Origin of the sequence: Cypionkella sp. TWP1-2-1b2 (assembly GCF_049896245.1) — a bacterium.
GTDB lineage: Bacteria > Pseudomonadota > Alphaproteobacteria > Rhodobacterales > Rhodobacteraceae > Cypionkella.
The window spans coordinates 1-15,747 of record NZ_JAFCTX010000008.1 but is presented as its reverse complement, the minus strand read 5'-3'; the positions used below and the strand labels follow the sequence as shown (position 1 = coordinate 15,747).

Here is a 15,747-nt window from a genome sequence, read left to right as displayed (position 1 = left end):
CGCGCCAAGCCCCACGCCACGGCTAACTTGTAACCCTTACATTCGGCGCGCGAGGTAGCCCATGGTAAAGGCCGCATAGCCCTCCGCCGTCTGGCGCAATTCAGCCTTCATCAACTGGTGCAATGCAGGCAGCTGATGAAACGGCACTGCCGGATAAACGTGATGCTCGACATGATACGGCATGTTCCACGCCAAAAACCGTATCAGCGCGGTGGTATAGGTGGTGCGGGTGTTCTCAAACATATTCACCACCTGCGGGCAATCGCCATGCTCGGCCAGCAGATACAGCCGCAGCGCGGGCTGACCCAGAAGCACGGGCAGCAGCCAGACCCAGAACAGCAGCGGGCTCGCCAGTAAACTGGCCAAAACCAGCGCATAGCCCAACAGCATCCAACGCGCCTCGGTAATAATCCGGGGCAGGGCGCTGGCGGGCAGATACTCGCCCACCACACGCCCCCTCGCCAGATCAAACAGTAGCCGCGCTTCAGAAATCCAATAGGGCACACCCGAGACATGCCACGCCCAAGCCCTGAACCCGCTTGGTTTTTCCGAAGCCAGTTCAGGGTCTTTGCCCGCCAGATTGGTCCAACGGTGATGCGCCAGATGAAAGTAGCGAAACCAATGAAACGGCAACAGCAATAGAAACCCACACAGATGCCCCACAGCCTCATTCAGCCGCTCAGACGCAAACGGCGTCTTATGCGTCGCCTCATGCTCCAGCGTGAACAGAAATACCAGCAGCACACCCTGCACCGGCAGCAAAACCCACCACCCTGGCACGCGGATTGCAATCAGCGCAGCCACCGCAACAATCGCCCCCAGATGCCCCACCAAATGCCAAAACCCCGCCCGATCCGACCGCGCAATCAGCCGCGCCCGCAGATCCGGCGCAAGGTTTGACACGAAGGTTTTGTGATCCATCGCTGCACTCTGCCGCAGGGCATTTCGGCGCACAAGGCCCTCTTTCCATTGCCCGCTTGCCATGCCACGCTTGGCCTAAGAGGGGGCAAAATGCCGCAATCCGTTCTCATCATTCGCGCAGGCATCATTGGTGCCAGCCTTGCGTTTAACCTCGCGCGCCAAGGGGCCACGGTCACAGTGCTAGAAGCCGCAACCCCCGCCAGCGCTGCCTCGGGCCGCAGCTTCGGCTGGATCAACGCCAGTTTTTACGAATCCCCCGCGCATCATCGCTTGCGGGTTGAAGCAATCAACGCCCACCACCGCCTTGCCGCTCTGCTGCCGGACCACGCGCCAAACTGGCAAGGTGCTTTGTGGTTTGAAGCCGAAGGTGCAGGCTTTGAGCAAAAGGCCGCAGAGCTTACTGCCCTCGGCTATCCGACAACGCCGCTCATCCGCTCCGATATCGCCAAATTAGAGCCGCATCTGGCCAGTCCTCCTGCCCAAGCGCTGCACTTCTCAGCCGAGGGCGCGGTTGATCCCGCCGCCCTGACCCGCGCCTTGCTGGCAGCCTCGGGGGCAAAGGTTCTGAGTGGCATCGCCGCGAAATCGTTGATCGAGGCCGCAGGTCAGATCAAAGGCGCGCGCACCGCCATTGGCCCGTTCACCGCCGACCATACCGTTCTGGCCAGCGGAGTAGCCACCCCTGCGCTGCTGTCCCCGCTTGGGTTCAATCTGCCGATGCTCAAGCGCCCCGGTATCATGGTTTACAGCAAACCCGTCGGCTGGCGCGTTACCCATATCCTCGTCACCCCCGATCAGGAAATCCGGCAGGACCAAACCGGTGCCTTGCTCGCCCCCGGCATCGCCAACCATCAGGCGGATGCCTCCGAGGCGATTGTCGATCCCGCCGCGCTGGCCGAAGCCACGCTGGCCCGGCTGCGGGCGCTGTTCGGCGCACCGGTGGAACTGGACCGTTTTGTGCTTGGCCAGCGTCCGGTGCCCGGCGACGGTTTGCCGCTGATCGGTGCGGTGCAGACGGGGCTCAGCATGGCGGTGATGCACTCTGGCGTGACACTTTCCGCGCTGGCGGGAGAGGCTTTGGCGGCGGAAATTCGAGGGCAGGGCGACAACCCAATCTTGGCCAATTTTCGCCCCAGCCGCCTGTTGAAACCGCTGTCATAGCAATGCAAAAACCACGCAAAGCTGATGCCTCGCGTGGTGTGATTTTCGCGTAACGTTAAAGCTTAGCCGCGCAGGATCGAGCGGCCCGCATATTCCGCCGTCTCACCCAGCATTTCCTCAATGCGGATCAACTGGTTGTATTTCGCCAACCGATCCGAGCGCGACAGCGACCCGGTCTTGATCTGGCCGCAGTTGGTAGCCACCGCCAGATCAGCGATGGTGCTGTCTTCGGTTTCGCCCGAACGGTGCGACATCACATTGGTATAGCGCGCGCGATGCGCCATATCGACGGCCTGCAAAGTCTCGGTCAAGGTGCCGATCTGGTTGACTTTCACCAGCATCGAATTGGCGCAACCCGCCTTGATGCCTTCCGCCAGACGGCGCGGGTTGGTCACAAACAGATCGTCGCCCACCAGTTGGATTGTATCGCCCAGCTTGTCAGTCAGCAGCTTCCAGCCCGCCCAGTCATCCTCGGAACAACCGTCTTCGATCGAGATGATCGGGTAATCCGCCGCCAGACCAGCCAAGAAATCAACGTTTTCCTCGATGGACAGGGATTTCCCCCCACCTTTCATCTCATAACGCCCGCCCTTGAAGTATTCGGTCGCGGCGCAATCCAAGGCAAGGAACATATCCTCACCGGGGCGATAACCAGCCTTCTCGATGGATTTCAGAATGAAATCCAACGCATCGCGAGCAGAGTTCAGGTTCGGCGCAAAGCCGCCCTCATCGCCGACATTGGTGTTATGCCCCGCCGCCGACAGCTCCTTTTTCAGGGTGTGGAACACTTCAGAACCCATCCGAATGGCTTCGCGGATGTTTTCCGCGCCCACCGGCATGATCATGAATTCTTGAATATCAATCGGGTTGTCCGCATGTTCGCCGCCGTTGATGATGTTCATCATCGGCACCGGCAACATCCGCGCCGAGGTGCCGCCAACATAGCGGAACAGCGGCTGCCCGGTGAACTCCGCCGCGGCCTTCGCCACCGCCAAAGACACGCCCAAAATCGCATTGGCACCCAGACGCGATTTGTTCGGCGTGCCGTCCAACTCGATCATCGTGCGGTCAATGCCAACCTGTTCGGTTGCATCAAACCCTACGATTTCTTCGGCCAACTCGCCGTTGACGGCGGCCACAGCCTCCAACACGCCCTTGCCCATATAGCGCGACTTGTCGCCGTCGCGGCGCTCATTCGCCTCATGCGCGCCCGTCGAGGCACCCGAGGGCACCGCAGCACGGCCCTGGGCGCCGCTTTCCAGCAGCACATCAACTTCAATGGTGGGATTGCCGCGGCTGTCGAGAATCTCGCGGGCGTGGATATCAATGATCGTGCTCATGTCAGGCCTCCAAATGGGCGGAAATGGTGCTCTCTGGGGCGTCTTAGCCCAAGGGTGCGTTCAAGGAAAGCGCGTGTTTGCGGCGGCGTTCACGCGCAAACGAATAAAGCCCCGAGGCGACGATAAGCCCAGATCCGCACAGGGTTATGACATCGGGCCATTCATGGAACACAAACGCGCCGATCAGCACGGCAAACACCAAGCGCACATAGCGGAAGGGTGCCACCACCGAAACTTCACCCGTGCGGGTAGCCCCAATGATCGCCCAATAGCCGCCGGTGCCGAACACCAACGCCCCGATCAAAGCATAGGTTTCCCAAAGCGTTGGCACAGCAACTTCACCTGATCCCGCCATCATCAAAGCGCCGAGCAGCGTCACCGCAATTAGTCCCCAAGCCGAAACCTGCGCGGTCGAGCTTTCCGAAGGAATCTTGCGGGCGGCCAAGTCACGCAGGGTGAGCCCCGCCACGGTGATCAGCACCCACAACGCTTCGGGCCGAAAGCCATCCAAACCGGGGCGGATCACCAGCAGAACGCCGGCAAAGCCCACCGCAATCGCCGACCAGCGCCGCCAGCCAACCTGTTCTTGCATGAACAAAGCCGCAGCCATCGTCACCGCCAAGGGCATCGCCTGCAACACGGCGGAAACCGTCGACAACGGCACAGTGGCAAGTGCTGTGATATAGGCAAAAGTGCCGACCATTTCGCCAAGCCCGCGCGCCAGAACCCAAGGGTTGAGCGCCTGCTTTGTAAACACCTTTTGCCGCTGCTGCCATGCCATCAGCACGAACACCACGACGCCAAACACGCCCGAGACAAATACGATCTCACCCACCGGAAGGCTCGCTGCCGCCCATTTCAGGAACATGTCTTCCAGCCCAAACAGGGCCATCGACACCACCATCAACAGGATGCCGCGCAGGTTATCCGAGGCCAAAACTTATCCCTTCTTGACCGGAACGCCCAGCAGTTCCAGCCGGTGCCCGATCAACCGATAGCCCAGCCGTGCGGCGATGCGCTCTTGCAGGGCTTCAATCTCGGGGTCCACAAATTCAATGACTTGCCCGGTGTTCACATCAATCAGATGGTCGTGGTGATCACGTTCGGCATCTTCATAGCGCGCGCGGCCATCGCCAAACTCCAGCCGCTCCAGCAGGCCTGCTTCTTCGAAAATCTTAACCGTGCGGTAGACCGTCGCCAGTGAAATCCTAGGGTCCACCAGAGCGGCACGAGCATAAAGCTCTTCCACATCCGGATGATCTTCCGCCGCCATAACAACGCGGGCAACCACCCGGCGTTGATCGGTCATCCGCAAGCCCTTGGCAACCCCGCGTGAGATCAAATCTGTCATGACAAGGCCCCCCTCTTTTCCGCATGTAAGGGAAAGCGCCGACTGCTGCCAGCGGTTTTGCACTGCTTGACTCTACATGCCCGTCCCCAGAGGTTGGCGCGAAAGTGAGGGCATGATGCGCAAAGAGCGGCTGGACGGGGCAGGGCTGGCGGCGCTGATTGCGGTGACGTTCCTGTTGGCGGTCAACCAGATCGTGGTGAAAGAGGTCAATCGCGGCTTGCAGCCGGTGTTTTTCGCGGGGTTGCGCTCGGCTCTGGCGATTGTGTTCGTCTATGGATGGCTGAAGTATCGCGGGCTGTGGGACAGGATTCGTTGGGCTGATCTTTGCCCCGGCGTGGCGATCGGCACGGTGTTTGCCGCCGAGTTTCTTTGCCTTTTCATGGCGTTGGACCTGACGGCGGTGGGCCGCGCTTCGGTGATCTTTTATTCGATGCCGCTGTGGCTCGCCGTTGCCGCACATTTCTGGCTGCCGAACGAGCGCATCACCCCAAAGCGGGGAATCGGTTTGGGTTTGGCCTTCATCGGCACCGCTTGGGCGATTGTGTCGAAAAGCCCAAGCGGTCACGCCAGCATTGCGGGCGACATGTTTGCTCTGGTCGGCGCTTGGGGCTGGGCGGGCACCGCATTTCTGGCGCGCAAAACCCGGCTGCGCGAGGCCGGCCCAGAAGCGCAACTGTTCTGGATGGTGTTGATTTCAGCACCAATTTTGCTGGCAGCAGCCCCATTCTTCGGCCCGCTGATCCGCGATGTAGAACCCATTCACTGGGTCTGGCTGGTGTTTCAGGCAGGGGTGATTGTAGCGGGCGTGTTCATCACTTGGTTGTGGTTGCTGTCGATCTATCCAACATCGACCGTCGCCAGCTTTTCCTTCCTGACCCCGCTGTTTGCAATTATCTTGGGCTACTTAATTTTCGACGAAGCGTTGTCTTTTGGCCTCATCATGGCCGCTGGATTTGTCGCGGCGGGAATCGCGTTGATCAACCGCAGGTAGCGCATGGCTTTATCCACAGCCTGTGGAGGAATCAACGCGCTGCCACGGCATCTGAGCCAAGCCACGCAAGCATGCCGTGATACTTGGGTTTTTGCGGCAGTTACGATGCCACATTAAGCGCGATTTTGCGGGCAGGGCGGCAACAGGCTTCCATCGGCGTGATGGCAGGGCTAGATATGCGGCGCAGGTCAAGCACAAAATATAGTGTATAAGTGTAAAAAATTCGTTGATGCGGCCCCTGATTTACGACAGTTTGACGACACGCCGACGTTAGCCGCCAAATATAGTGTGCCAGCGGATTATCGAACCTCGTGCTTGCACCCCCGAATGGGGCCTTCGCCAGCCTGAAAGGGTGGTGCGACAAGCAACGGATCGGCAGGGCGACGGGATTGGACAACGACGCGGGCTCAATAGAAACCGCGCAAAAACATGGGACAGGCAGATGAAAATCGAGCGGAAGTTTACCACCGAAGCCACCGGTGCCTATGGCGCGATGGCGTTTTCGACCACAGTGTCGGAAATCCGGAACCCCGATGGTACAGTTGTGTTTCGCAATGAAGCGGTCGAGGTTCCGCAGGGTTGGAGCCAAGTGGCTTCCGACGTTCTGGCACAGAAATACTTCCGCAAGGCCGGCATCCCGGCACGGCTAAAGCGCGTGCGTGAAAAGGATATTCCGAAATTCCTCTGGCGCTCGGTGCCCGACGAGGATGCTCTGGCAGTCCTGCCGGTGGAGGAACGCCTGATCGGCGAAACCTCGGCCAAGCAAGTGTTCGATCGTCTGGCGGGGGCTTGGGTCTATTGGGGCTGGAAGGGTGGCTATTTCACCACCGAAGCCGATGCCCGTGCCTATTATGACGAAATGCGCTTCATGCTGGCGCGGCAGATGGCAGCGCCGAACTCTCCGCAATGGTTCAACACTGGACTGCATTGGGCCTACGGCATTGATGGTCCGTCGCAGGGTCACTACTATGTCGACCATATGACCGGCGTGCTGACTAAATCTAGTAGCGCTTACGAGCATCCGCAGCCGCACGCCTGCTTCATCCAATCGGTGAAGGATGATCTGGTCGGCGACGGCGGCATCATGGATCTGTGGGTGCGCGAGGCGCGGCTGTTCAAATACGGCTCGGGCACGGGCACCAACTTTTCGTCCTTGCGCGGTGAGGGGGAAAAGCTGTCGGGTGGCGGCAAATCCTCGGGCCTGATGGGGTTTCTGAAAATCGGCGACCGCGCGGCGGGGGCGATCAAATCCGGCGGCACCACGCGCAGGGCTGCAAAAATGGTGATCTGCGATATGGATCACCCCGATGTTGAAGCCTTCGTGAACTGGAAAGTCATTGAGGAACAAAAGGTTGCCTCACTGGTAGCCGGTTCCAAAGCCCATGAGTTGAAACTGAATGAGATTTTCACCGCGATCCGTCAGTGGGATGGATCTAGCGACGACTCGGTGGACGCAGCGAAAAACCCTGCGCTGAAAGCTGCAATCCGTTCGGCTAAAAAGGCTATGATCCCAGATACTTACACCAACCGCATCCTGCAATACGCCAAGCAAGGCTTCACCAGTATTGAATTCCCCACCTATGATGTCGATTGGGATTCCGAGGCCTATATTACGGTTTCCGGCCAGAACTCTAACAACTCGGTGCGCGTCACTGATGCTTTCCTGACCGCCGTGAAGGACGATGCCGATTGGGCGTTGATCCGGCGCACCGATGGCAAAACCGCCAAGACCCTGAAAGCCCGCGATCTGTGGGATCAGGTGGGCCATGCCGCTTGGGCCTGCGCTGATCCCGGCATCCAGTTTCATGACACGGTTAACGCGTGGCACACCTGCCCCGAGGATGGTGCAATCAGGGGCTCTAACCCGTGTTCCGAGTATATGTTCCTTGATGACACTGCCTGTAACCTTGCCTCGATGAACCTGCTGACCTTCTTCAAGGACGGCAAATTCGATGCCGACGCCTATATTCACGCCAACCGGCTCTGGACAGTGACGTTGGAAATCTCTGTCACGATGGCGCAATTCCCGTCGAAGGAAATCGCGCAACTGTCCTATGATTTCCGCACCTTGGGTCTGGGCTATGCCAATATCGGCGGCCTGTTGATGAACATGGGGCTTGGCTATGATTCCATCGAAGGCCGCGCCTTCTGCGGCGCTTTGACCGCGCTGATGACCGGGGTTGCCTATGCGACCTCCGCCGAGATGGCTTCGGAACTCGGCGCGTTCAGCGGCTACGCCCGCAACGCCCAACACATGCTGCGGGTGATCCGCAACCACCGCGCCGCAGCTTACGGTAAGACCAGCGGCTATGAGGGCGTCAACGTCAATCCAGTGGCCTTGGATGCTGCCAACTGCCCCGACCAAACCCTTGTGACGCTGGCAAAATCGGCTTGGGATGAGGCGCTGACTTTGGGCCAAGCCCACGGCTTCCGCAACGCCCAAACCACGGTGATCGCGCCCACCGGCACCATCGGTTTGGTGATGGATTGCGACACCACCGGCATCGAGCCTGACTTCGCGCTGGTGAAGTTCAAAAAACTCGCGGGCGGCGGTTACTTCAAGATCATCAACCAGTCGGTGCCTGCAGCACTTGAAAAGCTGGGCTATTCCACCAGCCAAGCCGCTGAAATCGTGGCTTATGCCGTCGGCCATGGCTCGATCGGCAACTGCCCCGGCATCAACACCACCGCCCTTGTCGGCCACGGTTTCGGCGCGCGCGAGTTGGAGAAGATCGAGGCTGCCTTGCCCTCGGCTTTTGATATCCGCTTCGTGTTCAACCAATGGACGATTGGCGAGGATTTCTGCAAGAAAACCCTCGGTATCCCGGCGGATAAACTGGCCGACCCCAGCTTTGATCTGCTGCGTCACCTTGGCTTTACGAAATCGCAAATCGACGCCGCCAATGACCACGTTTGCGGCACCATGACGTTGGAAGGCGCACCCTTCCTGAAGCCCGCGCATTATTCGGTGTTCGATTGCGCAAATCCCTGTGGGAAAACCGGCAAGCGTTATCTGTCGGTCGACAGCCATATCTACATGATGGCGGCGGCGCAGTCGTTCATCTCGGGGGCAATTTCCAAGACCATCAACATGCCAAACTCGGCGACGATTGCTGAAACGCTGGCGGCTTACGAGTTGTCCTGGTCCTTGGGCATCAAAGCCAACGCGCTTTACCGTGACGGATCAAAGCTGTCGCAGCCCTTGGCCTCGGCCTTGGTCGAAGACGATGAGGAGGCCGAAGAAATCCTGTCTTCCGGCTCCAATCAAGAAAAAGCCGCCGTTCTGGCCGAAAAGATTGTCGAGAAGATCATCTACAAGGAAATCATCCGCACCAACCGCGAAAAACTGCCCGAGCGTCGCAAGGGCTACACCCAAAAGGCCATCGTCGGCGGTCATAAGGTCTATCTGCGCACCGGCGAGTATGGCGACGGTCGCTTGGGCGAGATTTTCATCGACATGCACAAGGAAGGCGCGGGCTTCCGCGCGATGATGAACAACTTTGCCATCGCGATCTCGGTTGGCCTGCAATACGGCGTGCCGCTGGAAGAATATGTCGAGGCGTTTACCTTCACCCGGTTCGAACCCGCGGGCATGGTGCAAGGCAACGATTCTGTGAAAAACGCCACCTCGATCCTGGATTACATCTTCCGCGAGCTGGCGATTTCCTACCTTGACCGCACTGACCTAGCGCATGTCAAACCCACTGGTGCCTCGTTCGACGATCTCGGCCGCGGGGTTGAGGAAGGCAAACCCAATCTGTCAGAAATCTCCGACCAAGCCGCCACCCGCGGGCTTGAGGTGCTGAAACAGATCAGCTCAACCGGCTATCTGCGCAAACGCCTGCCGTCAGAACTGGTGATGCTGCAAGGCGGTATGGGGGCTACCGCTTTGGCCAACGGCACCGATCCGGTATCTGCGCTGAACATGCTGATCCCGGAAACCGCCCGCGCGATGGGCGGGGCCATCACTGGCGGCACGGCACTGGCGACGGGAAATGTGACGATGGACCTGCGGGTGAAAGCCAAAATGCAAGGCTACGAGGGCGACCCCTGCGGCGAATGCGGCAACTACACGCTGGTCCGCAACGGCACCTGCATGAAGTGCAACACTTGCGGCGGGACGAGCGGGTGTAGCTGAGGGGGGCAATATGACTAAACGGCCATTTCTGACTACTGCGCGGTCGGTAGCTATATTCGACGAGATGATTTCTTGTCGGCGCGAATATTGCGCCGACACAGACTTTTTTCGAATGACCGACTTCTGGGAAGATCAATGCGACGACGAGGGGCGTTGGCAGATAAATAAATATCGCTCCGATGAGACAGAGGACTTCAAACGCAAGGCTGGAGTAATAGCCTTTGACTATCGCGTTACTCTTTCTGTAGACGAGAAGCTGATGGCGAATGCAAAACGGGGTTGCATGCTGTCAAATTTCATTCTGGCCCATGAAATGGGTCATGTTGCACTCGGTCACCACCTCAGAAGCGCAACCACAAAAAACTTTCAGTTATTTGATGGTCCCCGCGGCATGTGCAACTTGCCGCCAACATTGGAGGAGCTGGAAGCCAACTACGCCGGGACGTTTTTGCAGTGCGGTGTCGCTCTATTTGATTCCAAGTGGTCGCCGCTCGACTTGGCGCGACGCGCGTTTACAAACGTGGAATACGTCAGAAAATCCCAGAGGATAGTTGGGCTTGAGGTATTCCAACGAGAACTAGTGCGGCCTAAGCCGAACCTAATTAGCATAGTGCTCTAACTTCGCTTTTTCTCGGCTCAGTCAAGGCACTTAGGCCTGTTCAAAAATTAACTTGGCTGGGGCGGGAGGGATCGAACCTCCGTATGTCGGTACCAAAAACCGATGCCTTACCGCTTGGCGACGCCCCAACTGCGGCGGTATTTAGCGAAGCCATCCGGGGGGTGCAAGGGGGTTTTGCGAAAATCTTCATGTGGTTGTCAGGCGCGGGCCTCACGGCGTATGAGGGGGCATGGAACAGGTTGATGTCATCGTTTTGGGGGCTGGGGCGGCGGGGATGTTCGCGGCGATTGAGGCTGGGCGGCGGGGCCGGCGGGTGTTGCTGGTCGATCATGCCAAGGCGGCAGGCGAGAAGATCAGGATCTCGGGCGGCGGGCGGTGCAATTTCACCAATCTCGGCATCGCACCCGATCGGTTCATCTCAAAAAATCCGCGATTTGCTTTGTCGGCTTTGAAACGCTTCAGCCAGTGGGACTTCATCGCGCGGATGGATGCGGCGGGGATCGCTTGGCATGAGAAAACCTTGGGGCAGCTGTTCTGTGATGGCTCGGCCAAGCAGGTGGTGGATATGCTGCTGGGCGATATGGCGCGCGCCGGGGTGGCGCTGTGGCTGGGGTGCGGAGTGACGGCGGTACGGCAGGCCCCGACGGGGTTTGAGGTTGAGACCGCGCGCGGGCTGGTGCGGGCGGCGTCTGTAGTGGTGGCGACCGGGGGCAAGTCGATCCCGAAGATGGGGGCGAGCGGGTTTGGCTATCAGGTGGCGGAGAGTTTTGGGCTGCGGCTGGTGGAAACCCGGCCCGGTTTGGTGCCGCTGACCTTTGCGGCGCAGGAACTCGACTGGATGGTGCCGCTGGCGGGGGTGGCGGTGCAGGGGCGGGTCTCAGTCGGCAAGACCGGGTTTGATGAGGCGGTGTTGTTCACCCATCGCGGGTTGTCGGGGCCTGCGGTGTTGCAGGTTTCCAGCTATTGGCGCGAGGGCGATGAGCTGCGGCTGGATATGGCACCGGGGCGGGATGTGGTGGCGGAACTCGGGCAGGCCAAGCGGGAGCAGGGCCGGGCGGCGCTGAGGACGGTGCTGGGGCGGACCCTACCCGAGAAGTTGGCGCGGCATATTGAGGCCAGTCTGGCGATCACCGCGCCCATGGCGGAGTTGGGGCGAGGTGAGCTGGAGCGGGTTGCCGCAATGGTCAAAGATTGGCGGCTGCGGCCCGTCGGATCAGAGGGGTATCGGACGGCGGAGGTGACATTGGGGGGCGTCGATACGGAGGGCCTCGATGGGCGGACGATGATGGCGCGGTCCGTGCCGGGGTTGTTTTTTATCGGCGAGGTGGTGGATGTGACCGGCTGGCTTGGCGGGTATAACTTTCAATGGGCGTGGTCGTCGGGCTGGGCGGCGGGGCAGGTCGCCTGAGATGGTCCCAACTCGGGACCATTTAATGTTGTTATATATCAATAAGTTGACTTGGTGCAATTAAGGGATTTTTAACACTTTCCCTTAAAGTCTGTCTAAAATGGTCATGCTCTGTGCCCAAATATCCCGGGGGTAGGCCTGTATTTTCTGCAAGAAAAAACAGGCCAGGGGGCTGGCCCCCGCTCCGGTGCTGACCTCATCCAGCACTTCAAACGTGCAGCACTTCAAACGTGCAGCGGATCGGCCTTGGCCAAGCGGTCAAACGCCATCAGGCTGGCAACCAAGGCCGTCATCTTATCCAATGGGATCATGTTGGGGCCGTCGGAAGGTGCGGTATCCGGGGCCTCGTGCGTTTCAATAAACACCCCGGCGATGCCCAACGATACCGCCGCGCGGGCCATCACGGGCGCAAATTCGCGTTGGCCGCCGCTTGATCCGCCAAGGCCACCGGGTTGCTGCACCGAATGGGTGGCATCCATGATCACCGGATAGCCGGTGCGCGCCATGATCGGCAGGCTGCGCATGTCGGTGACAAGCGTGTTGTAGCCGAAACTCGCACCGCGCTCGGTCAGCAGGATGCGCTCGTTCCCGGTCGAGGCGACTTTTTCAGCGACATTGGCCATATCCCATGGTGCCAGAAACTGACCCTTTTTGATGTTCACCACCGCCCCGGTTTCGCCTGCGGCCAGCAAGAGATCGGTTTGGCGGCACAGAAAGGCCGGGATTTGAATGACATCAACCACCTTCGCCGCCTCGCGCGCCTGTGCGATATCGTGAATGTCGGTCAGCACCGGGATGCCCGAGGCGCGCACGGCTTCCAGCACCTTCAGCCCTGCGGCCATCCCCATGCCACGCCGGCCCGCCAGCGAAGTGCGGTTGGCTTTGTCATAGCTGGCCTTGAAGACAAATTGCGCGCCGACAGCAGCACAAGCATCGCGCATCACCCCTGCAATCATCTGGGCGTGGTCCAGACTTTCCAGCTGACAGGGGCCTGCGATCACCAGCAGGGGTTGATCATTGCCGACACGAAGACCGCCTATGACGACCTGTTTCATTGCATTAGGCATCATCCCGAAGTCACCTGCTCATACAGGATCGCGATGGTCATGGTGATCATCAGATAAATCCCGATCAGGATCAGCATCACCACCAAAGTCGACTCGAAGGCACGCGGATAGGCGGCCTCATCGGCGGCGACTGGGTTGACCGAGACGGAAAGATAGCGGGTCTGCCGATTGGCCTCATTGCGGGCGAGTTCGGTGGCTTGCAGCGATTGCGCCAGCATCAACTGCCGGGTTGTAACCTCGGCTTGGGCTACCAGCAATTCGGACTGCACGCGGGCCAAAGATTGGCCGCTTGCATCATTCTCGGTCAGCTTGGCACGCAGTTGCGCGATCTGATCGTTCAAAGTGGTGATGCGGCGCTTCACAGGCTCCATCCGCGCTTGGTTGGGGCTGGCATTGGATTCCATTTGCGCCAGCGACAGCCGTTCGGTGGTAAGTTGGGTTTCCAACTGACCAATCTGAGCTGAAATCAGGCTGATTTCGACCTCGGATGACAGAACCTTGGTCTTTTCTTGCAAGCTGACCACCCGCTCATTGGCTTCCGTCAGCTTGATCTCGGCATCATCATAGCTTTCGCGCGCGCCCTGCATCTGATCGTCGCGCACCCGCGCGGTCATCATGTCAACGCGTTCTTCGGCATAGCCGAGCAGGGCCTGCGAGAATTTGACCGCTGTTTGCGGATCGGCGGCAATCACCTCCATCTTCACCACGCCTTCGGTGGGGTCGTAAGAGATTTTCACGAATTTATGGTAAAGCTTATACGCCGCCCCCTGCGTGGCATCTGGGGCAAGGCGTTGCAGCGGGTCCATATTCGGGGCCGAGAAATGCGCACGAAAGCCAAGGTCATGGTCAAGGCGTTCCATCGCATCCTGGCTTTGCAGATAGCCCTGTACGGTGATCGAATCCTGCGAGGTGGCCATCGCCGAGCCTTTCAGCATCGAGCTGAGGCCCGAAGGTGCGGCATCGTTCTGCTGGATGACAAATTCAGTACGGCTGGAATACAGCGGCGTGGCGATGGAGTAATAATAGATCGCCGCAAGGATGGTGGGCAGGCCGACAAACACGAACAAGCGCGCCGCCAGCAGCAAGGATTTCTTGCGACGGCGGGCGACGATATCGCGCTGGATTTTGCCAACTTCGGCGAAATGCGCCCGCTCCATCTGTTCTTCGGTCGAGGGCAGCTGGATCGGTTTGATGGTTTGTGGCAGCTGGATGCCATCGCCGCCGGGGGTCAGGGTCAGCGCGCGAGAGCCTGTGGGCGGCGTCGGCGGGCCGTCGCTGGACGACACCAGTTCCAGCACTGAATTGGCTTGAAACGGATCAATGCCTGCATTGCGCAAGAGCCACACGGCGTCAAAATCTGAGGTGGCGGGCAGGCCGTGCTTTTGGGCCAAGCGGCGGGCCATGCGCAACTGCCGACCCGTCAGGCCTTCCTGCCGGATGGTGTCGATGTCTTCGGGAGCAGATTTGGTGCCAGGTTTATCGGCGGTGGGGAAGGTCATGCCGGCAAAGCCATCTTCCTCATCCGTAGGAAAGAAGGCGCGGTCGCCGACGCGGGGTTGCGCCGGGGCTGCGGATTTGGCGGCAGGCGTTGGTGTGGCGGGTGGCGGGGTTTTGGCGGCAGCCGTGGTCAGCGGCAGTGGCGCGGGGGCCTCAACCGGATCGGGACGACGGGTGCGGAAGCGCTGAACACTAAGTTTGGTAGTCATAAAGCCGCTTCGCCTCTTCTAAAGTTTCAAACATATACAACTGACCATTGCGCAACACCGCGGCCGAGCGGCAGAATTTCTCCAGCGTCGAAGGCTGGTGCGACACCACCACCACGGTGGCGTTTTTCAAGCGCTGGCGCAGCACCTGACCCGCTTTGCGGTTGAATTCAACATCGGTCGAAGATGGCATGCCTTCGTCGATCAGGTAGATGTCAAACTCCAGCGCCAGCATCAAAGCGAAGGAAAACCGCGAACGCATGCCCGATGAATACTTGCCAATCGGCTGGTCAAAATATTCGTCGATGTTTGACAGCCAGCGGCAGAAGCTTTCGACATAATCCGGGTCAAGCCCGTAAAGCCGCGCGATGTAGCGGGCGTTCTCAGTCGCGGTGTGTTTCGAGAGGATGCCGCCCATGAAACCGAGCGGGAAAGAGATCCGTGAGGTGCGGATGACTTTGCCCTCATCGGGTTTCTCAAGGCCCGCCATCATGTTGATGATTGTGGTTTTGCCGGTGCCGTTTTTAGCGAGAATGCCCAGAGAATTGCCGACCTCAACGCTGAAAGAGGCGCGGTCAAGGATCACCTTGCGCGACTTACCTGTCCAGAAGGACTTACTGACATTCTCAAACGCAATCATGGCTGCCCGTGACGGGTCTGCCTCCTGCCTGTTCAATCGGTATCGGCCAGTGACCCCAGCCTTACCGAACAAATGTTAACGCTTGGTTCTTGTTGGTCCACAAGAGCCTATCTCGGGTCTAATCCGGGTTTGAGGCATCATTATGTCGCATTCATGGACAATGGCGCAAGGTGGGCTGTGGCGATGCGGGGAAATAGTGGGCGCGCATGGGGATGTGATGCAGGCTGACACGAAAGCTGACAGAGCGCGGAGGGGGACGGGATTTTTGCGGGCAAGGCGTCGTTTCGCCGTAAGCGTCCGGTGAACCTGCCTACTTTTTTGTCGGCTTCCACTTCTTCGCGAGCTTGAGGACTGCGAGTTTGAGTTCGTCGGTTTCGGGGACATTGGGGTCGAACGGCGCTCCATGCC

12 protein-coding genes and 1 tRNA gene are annotated in these 15,747 nt (G+C 59.3%); 5 read left to right on the top strand and 8 right to left on the bottom strand.

The genetic code is table 11. The features are described 5' to 3' along the window. Window positions 1–36: 36 nt before the first annotated feature. On the bottom strand, window positions 37–954 hold the full coding sequence (locus tag ACP7AP_RS06940) for a fatty acid desaturase (RefSeq protein WP_426033477.1): 918 nt from the start codon (window positions 952–954) through the stop codon (window positions 37–39). 57 nt (window positions 955–1,011) lie between these two features. On the opposite strand from ACP7AP_RS06940, the gene ACP7AP_RS06935 reads away from it, so the two are divergent. Then, window positions 1,012–2,082 carry an NAD(P)/FAD-dependent oxidoreductase gene (locus ACP7AP_RS06935; protein ID WP_426033476.1) on the top strand — a complete coding sequence of 357 codons (1,071 nt, stop codon included), beginning with the start codon at window positions 1,012–1,014 and terminating at the stop codon, window positions 2,080–2,082. Between the two features lie 62 nt (window positions 2,083–2,144). On the opposite strand, the gene eno is transcribed toward ACP7AP_RS06935, so the two are convergent. From eno to ACP7AP_RS06920, 3 genes are read right to left on the bottom strand one after another with little or no spacing between them, the layout of a single operon-like run. Then, a complete protein-coding gene (eno, locus tag ACP7AP_RS06930) occupies window positions 2,145–3,422 on the bottom strand; it encodes a phosphopyruvate hydratase (RefSeq protein WP_426033475.1) in 1,278 nt (425 codons plus the stop codon). 43 nt (window positions 3,423–3,465) lie between these two features. Then, the gene (locus ACP7AP_RS06925; RefSeq protein ID WP_426033474.1) at window positions 3,466–4,359 is read right to left on the bottom strand and encodes a DMT family transporter; all 894 of its coding nucleotides are present in this window, start codon (window positions 4,357–4,359) and stop codon (window positions 3,466–3,468) included. Between the two features lie 3 nt (window positions 4,360–4,362). After that, window positions 4,363–4,773 (bottom strand): Fur family transcriptional regulator, encoded by a 411-nt coding sequence (locus tag ACP7AP_RS06920; protein ID WP_426033473.1) that lies wholly within the window; start codon window positions 4,771–4,773, stop codon window positions 4,363–4,365. 112 nt (window positions 4,774–4,885) lie between these two features. Between ACP7AP_RS06920 and ACP7AP_RS06915 the strand changes: the two genes are divergently transcribed. From ACP7AP_RS06915 to ACP7AP_RS06905, 3 genes are all read left to right on the top strand, one after another. Then, the gene (locus tag ACP7AP_RS06915) at window positions 4,886–5,764 is read left to right on the top strand and encodes a DMT family transporter (RefSeq protein WP_426033472.1); all 879 of its coding nucleotides are present in this window, start codon (window positions 4,886–4,888) and stop codon (window positions 5,762–5,764) included. A gap of 442 nt (window positions 5,765–6,206) precedes the next feature. Then, entirely contained in the window at window positions 6,207–9,902 is a 3,696-nt protein-coding gene (locus ACP7AP_RS06910) for a vitamin B12-dependent ribonucleotide reductase (RefSeq protein WP_426033471.1), read from the top strand. A gap of 10 nt (window positions 9,903–9,912) precedes the next feature. After that, window positions 9,913–10,521 carry a hypothetical protein gene (locus ACP7AP_RS06905; RefSeq protein WP_426033470.1) on the top strand — a complete coding sequence of 203 codons (609 nt, stop codon included), beginning with the start codon at window positions 9,913–9,915 and terminating at the stop codon, window positions 10,519–10,521. 53 nt (window positions 10,522–10,574) lie between these two features. Here the strand turns inward: ACP7AP_RS06905 and ACP7AP_RS06900 are convergent. Then, window positions 10,575–10,649: transfer RNA gene (locus ACP7AP_RS06900), tRNA-Gln, on the bottom strand. A 101-nt stretch (window positions 10,650–10,750) separates the two neighbouring features. On the opposite strand from ACP7AP_RS06900, the gene ACP7AP_RS06895 reads away from it, so the two are divergent. Beyond that, window positions 10,751–11,929 (top strand): NAD(P)/FAD-dependent oxidoreductase, encoded by a 1,179-nt coding sequence (locus ACP7AP_RS06895; protein ID WP_426033469.1) that lies wholly within the window; start codon window positions 10,751–10,753, stop codon window positions 11,927–11,929. Between the two features lie 224 nt (window positions 11,930–12,153). Here ACP7AP_RS06895 and kdsA read toward each other — a convergent pair whose 3' ends face one another. The 3 genes from kdsA to ACP7AP_RS06880 are packed head-to-tail and all read right to left on the bottom strand — an operon-like array spanning window position 12,154 to window position 15,339. After that, window positions 12,154–12,984, bottom strand: a complete 831-nt coding sequence (gene kdsA / locus ACP7AP_RS06890) for a 3-deoxy-8-phosphooctulonate synthase (RefSeq protein ID WP_426033468.1) — start codon at window positions 12,982–12,984, stop codon at window positions 12,154–12,156. A gap of 11 nt (window positions 12,985–12,995) precedes the next feature. Beyond that, complete coding sequence (locus tag ACP7AP_RS06885; protein WP_426033467.1) at window positions 12,996–14,702, bottom strand: capsule biosynthesis protein; 1,707 nt, start codon at window positions 14,700–14,702, stop codon at window positions 12,996–12,998. Then, window positions 14,686–15,339, bottom strand: coding sequence for an ABC transporter ATP-binding protein (locus ACP7AP_RS06880; RefSeq protein WP_426033466.1), 654 nt, complete (start codon window positions 15,337–15,339; stop codon window positions 14,686–14,688). The genes ACP7AP_RS06885 and ACP7AP_RS06880 overlap by 17 nt, the downstream gene beginning before the upstream one ends. Window positions 15,340–15,747: the final 408 nt, after the last annotated feature.

Excerpts from the sequence above, each read along its gene's own strand:
- ACP7AP_RS06935 (WP_426033476.1), top strand. The coding sequence starts at position 1,012 with ATGCCGCAATCCGTTCTCATCATTCGCGCAGGCATCATTGGTGCCAGC.
- eno (WP_426033475.1), bottom strand. The coding sequence starts at position 3,422 with ATGAGCACGATCATTGATATCCACGCCCGCGAGATTCTCGACAGCCGC.
- ACP7AP_RS06920 (WP_426033473.1), bottom strand. The coding sequence starts at position 4,773 with ATGACAGATTTGATCTCACGCGGGGTTGCCAAGGGCTTGCGGATGACC.
- ACP7AP_RS06915 (WP_426033472.1), top strand. The coding sequence starts at position 4,886 with ATGATGCGCAAAGAGCGGCTGGACGGGGCAGGGCTGGCGGCGCTGATT.
- ACP7AP_RS06910 (WP_426033471.1), top strand. The coding sequence starts at position 6,207 with ATGAAAATCGAGCGGAAGTTTACCACCGAAGCCACCGGTGCCTATGGC.
- ACP7AP_RS06905 (WP_426033470.1), top strand. The coding sequence starts at position 9,913 with ATGACTAAACGGCCATTTCTGACTACTGCGCGGTCGGTAGCTATATTC.
- ACP7AP_RS06895 (WP_426033469.1), top strand. The coding sequence starts at position 10,751 with ATGGAACAGGTTGATGTCATCGTTTTGGGGGCTGGGGCGGCGGGGATG.
- kdsA (WP_426033468.1), bottom strand. The coding sequence starts at position 12,984 with ATGAAACAGGTCGTCATAGGCGGTCTTCGTGTCGGCAATGATCAACCC.
- ACP7AP_RS06885 (WP_426033467.1), bottom strand. The coding sequence starts at position 14,702 with ATGACTACCAAACTTAGTGTTCAGCGCTTCCGCACCCGTCGTCCCGAT.
- ACP7AP_RS06880 (WP_426033466.1), bottom strand. The coding sequence starts at position 15,339 with ATGATTGCGTTTGAGAATGTCAGTAAGTCCTTCTGGACAGGTAAGTCG.